The following is a 2,624-nucleotide window of genomic DNA, read 5'->3' as shown; positions in this document are numbered from 1 at the left end:
TCAGTGCCAATGACTTGGAATCACCCAGCTCCTCCCATATGAGTATTTGATTGCTTTTACCCATGCCCATATCTCGATTCCCTTTGCGGAGATTGTATAAAGATACGGCCGGCGTCATGTTAATAAATGCTTGAACGGCACGTGCACGATCTACATATTCATATACATTATCAATGGTTTTACGATTAGGGATACCATCAAAAAATTCCAAGGTTCCGATGGGTGATCCTACTAAATCTGGAGTCGTAATATTCTCCGGAATAGGTGTGGTCATTTTCATGACAGGTTGCTGCGTTACCATTTTGGGCTTTTGAGCCTGAACGGTAAGCATCGTTGTGGCTATAAGCGCACAGGAAATTGATGATTTTAAAATATTCAATGTTTTCATTTTTTTTGATTTAATAATTAATAATAGGTGTCACCTTATTTCAGTTTTTATTTTGACTGTAAACTTTTACATTCCTAATTTTTTGGTATGGCAACAGGATACTCTTTCATTAATTTTTTTACCGCTTTAGGAATATTTTTTGCACGCTTTTTCGTATTTGTAGTTATCGTTTTTTGATAGGTGCCTTGCCAGGCCAGTTTTTTAGTACCACCATCATATACATCAACAACCATAGTACCTACCTGATAATCATCTTGGCTGTACGTTGTTGTGGCACTTCCCATGCCAACACCTCCAACGCCCATGCCCCAACCACGATACATACCGACGCCATAGCCCATTCCGCCATTAAAATCGGTATAAGCGGTGGTACTGGTTTTGTTATCAATAACAAAATAAAGCGTAACAACTACATCGGCATTATCTGTCACAAGGGTCATGTTTCTTGCAGTAAATTCTTCTTTAAATGCCGTTAGAATTCTCTTTTTATCGATATCGTTGAGCAATTGATTACTGTTTTTTTGCCAACCGGCAAAACTGTAGGTGTTATACTTGGTGAAATCGATTGTTTTGTCGTAATCGGAATTAGCCTGTGCATTTACAGCACCATAGGTACATGTTAATAAAACAGCAGCTACTAATATTCTGAATAAATTTTTAATTTTTTTCATTTTATTTGGTTTAAGTGTTACTATGTATATCATCATTTTAAAAGAGCATAGGAATCTTGCCTGTAAAGAAGTTTTACAGGCAAGACACTATCCTGACTAATCAAATTCATCAAAAAATGGAATACTATCCAGTATTTCAAGTCTGATCGCACTTAAAATGTAATTTTCAAGCTGATAAAACTGAGCTGCTACTTTTGATCCAGAAGATTTCTTGATTTTCTTATAATACTTGTCAATAAGCTTGTCAAGGCTTTTCTTTTGGGTCATTACAACCTTCATTAATTCATCTGTTTGTTCATCACCAATTACACCATAATTGTTGGCGTAATTCACTAGTATCTGCAAGCGTTTTTGACCTAATAATTTGCGTTGAACTTCATATTCATCATAAAGCATCCAGAACGCAGTATCGCCTTCATTATCCATAAATGCCATAGTCATATCTTTCTTTTCCATTCCAAAAACGGCCTGGAACATTTCAACTTCTTCCTGCAATGATTGGGCAAAACTTATGTTGCCTACGGCAATCAAAAAGCCAAGGGCTAATACAAATTTTTTACTGATAAGATTAATTATTTTGATTTTCATGATTTTATTTAATTTTAATTATTTACCAGTTCCACATCATTAGGAACCCATGTTTTATTGTTGAAGGCGTTAAGCGGACCGTAGTAGCGTATGTACACAAAGAATCCTTGGTCAGGGATTACTTCTACCCAGTTTTGCTTCTCAACGCCTGTCGGTTGTTTGACTGAAAAGTAAATATCAATGGAGCCATCATCATTCGTAACCGGAGGCGGCGTTTGCTGGCTACTGATACTTGGGTAAGGCATCGTATTAACCACGCAGCGATTAAGGTTATCGTAAACAGTAACTGACCAGAAAAGCTTCACAGGAACTCCCGGAGGCATATTCAATTTATACGTTTTGTTGCCGTCGAAGAAATTATCGTCACTATCCTTATAGGTAGTTTGGTATCTCGAACCAAGACCTTCAGGCATTTGCATGGCCATTGCCGGCGTAATACCATCAGCAGTGAAATGAAATACCGTACGTGCCTCAAGGTTGATATAATCGTTCTCATAGAACGTAGAATTGTTAATTACATATGGACTTTCCCAATTGCGATCAGGATATACATTCGCATTTGGAACTCGAGTATTAAATGCAATGACGCGTGACATCGCTACCCCTTGCTCTGCAGCTTTAGCCATGATGTTCTGCATGCGCGCGTCAGGATTAAAAGGTTTCCCTTTTTCAATTCCAATAGAGGCCAATTCACCCAGGCGCTCTTTACCAAATGCCTCGGCAGGTTCGTAATTAATTAATTCGTGCATCCAGGCAAAAGCCCTGGCATCTTCCGGTACCAAAGTGTTGATTGGAACACCGGTAACATTTCTGTATGTATTCTCTCTAGGCCCTGTGCTTAAAGGATAGATTTTACAGCCTTCGCGGAAATAATCCATGGCGCCTTCGCCAAAACCTATTACAGCTGCATTGGCACGAACAAATGAGAAAACACGATAGGTTGGCGATTTAAATACGAAATAACCCTCAGGAACTTC

4 protein-coding genes are annotated in these 2,624 nt (G+C 38.5%); all 4 read right to left on the bottom strand.

From position 1 onward, the window contains the following. Positions 1-388: hypothetical protein (locus WBN20_RS16305; RefSeq protein ID WP_424282452.1), on the bottom strand; the 388-nt coding region annotated here is incomplete at its 3' end. Positions 389-462: 74 nt separating this feature from the next. Beyond that, the gene (locus tag WBN20_RS16300; RefSeq protein WP_424282451.1) at positions 463-1,059 is read right to left on the bottom strand and encodes a DUF4136 domain-containing protein; all 597 of its coding nucleotides are present in this window, start codon (positions 1,057-1,059) and stop codon (positions 463-465) included. A 96-nt stretch (positions 1,060-1,155) separates the two neighbouring features. Further along, entirely contained in the window at positions 1,156-1,647 is a 492-nt protein-coding gene (locus WBN20_RS16295; protein WP_424282450.1) for a hypothetical protein, read from the bottom strand. 14 nt (positions 1,648-1,661) lie between these two features. Beyond that, a partial coding sequence (locus WBN20_RS16290; RefSeq protein ID WP_424282449.1) for a DUF1214 domain-containing protein occupies positions 1,662-2,624 on the bottom strand: 963 nt, incomplete at its 5' end.

The sequence above is a fragment of the Eudoraea sp. genome (assembly GCF_049665975.1).
GTDB lineage: Bacteria > Bacteroidota > Bacteroidia > Flavobacteriales > Flavobacteriaceae > Eudoraea.
The sequence above is the reverse complement of the archived record's forward strand: the minus strand, read 5'-3'. Positions and strand labels throughout refer to the sequence as shown.

Excerpts from the sequence above, each read along its gene's own strand:
- WBN20_RS16300 (WP_424282451.1), bottom strand. The coding sequence starts at position 1,059 with ATGAAAAAAATTAAAAATTTATTCAGAATATTAGTAGCTGCTGTTTTA.
- WBN20_RS16295 (WP_424282450.1), bottom strand. The coding sequence starts at position 1,647 with ATGAAAATCAAAATAATTAATCTTATCAGTAAAAAATTTGTATTAGCC.